General features: G+C 67.7%; 1 pseudogene. It reads right to left on the bottom strand.

Features of this window, described 5'->3' with window-relative positions:
- Window positions 1–230: 230 nt before the first annotated feature.
- Window positions 231–1,417: pseudogene (locus tag ABZ404_RS39100) on the bottom strand (hypothetical protein); the annotation flags it as partial.

The raw sequence follows: 1,417 nt of genomic DNA, 5'->3' as shown, positions 1-1,417 counted from the left end.
GGGTCCAGGACCATGTGGCGGCCCAGGCGTGGCTGGACCGGATACTCGCGCACACGTAGATCGGGCACTGCCCGGCTCCGTAACTCCCCGCGCCCAGAGCTGATGGCGTATGTCTCGCACCTCGGTGGGGTGCGGTCCCTCGGGGATGGAGCGGGCGGAGGGTCGCCCGGTTGATCGTGGTCCCAGCGTACGGGCGTGCGGGCAGAGTGTTGCCCCGGGCCCTGTTTCGGTCAGTTCAGCGGCCAGTGCACGTTGGAGAAGTCGTAGAGCGCGTTCACGATGACGCTGCTGCTGGTGAACATGGTCACGACGCCGTCGGCGCCGACCCGGCACCCCAGGACGCTGGGGTTGCCGCTGACGATGTTCGGGACGGCGAAATAGTGCGCCTTCAGCGGGCGGTAGCCGCTGGGGATGGTGAACGCGGTCTGGGTGCCGCTGGAGAACGCCGTGGCGACCATGGCGACACCGTCCAGACGAGCGCGGACAGCACCTTTGGACAGGCGTAGCGTCTGGTAGGTGGAGTTGGTGGACTGCACCCACTGGCTGAAGGTGACGCCGGCGCCGCCACTCGCGGTCGACCAGGTGCCCTCCTCGTTGTAGGTGCCGTTGGGTCCGGTCGCCGTGGTCGTCACCGACAGGCCGCCCGCGAGGAACAGGCCGCTGGCGTTGAGGATGTGGCTGACGCCGTTGATGAAGAATTCGGTGTAGGAGCCGGTGAACCAGATGTTGCTCTCAACCTCGTTGCCATCTCGCACTTGGAGGCGGAGGGTGGCGATGGTTGCGTCGCTGTATGCCGCGGTGCCGATGATTTTGCAGGTGCCGACGGTGCTCGCATCGTCGGGTGAGTAGGCCTGGAGGATGAACGCGCCGCCGAGCTCGTTCAGCTTCGGGGCCCGCAGGATCAGGTTGGCTCCGGGCGAGTCCCCGCCGGGCTCCGTGCTGATACGGGGGGACGCAAGGACCAGCTGGGGGCGGGGGATGGTGGGGTTGTTGGGGTCCTGGCCGGCGTTCATGATGGCGGGGATGATCTCGCCGGTGACGCCGGAGTAGACAAGGACCGAGGGGCGGGCGCCGATCCCAGGAGGCGGGGTGGGCGTGATGACGATTCGGGTCCCGGTAGTTCCCGTCTGGAGGGTTCCGCCGGTGACCGTAGCGCCGCTGACCGTGCCGCCTGTGAGTGTGACACCGGTGATGTCGGTGCCGGTGATCGTGCCACCCGTGATCGTTTTACCGGTGATGGCGTCCGCTTTCAGGGCGGTGGCGTCGACCGAGCCGGCCGCGAGTTTCGCGGTGGTGATGGCCCCGGCGGAGATTTCGGTGGCCGTCACGGCGTTCGCGGCGATCTTACCGGCGATCACTGATAGGGCCTGGAGCTCGCGGGAGGTGATGACGTCCGCAGCGATGTTCCCCGCCTGGA

The organism is Streptomyces sp. NPDC005878, assembly GCF_040629815.1.
Lineage (GTDB): Bacteria > Actinomycetota > Actinomycetes > Streptomycetales > Streptomycetaceae > Streptomyces.
The sequence above is the reverse complement of the archived record's forward strand: the minus strand, read 5'-3'. Positions and strand labels throughout refer to the sequence as shown.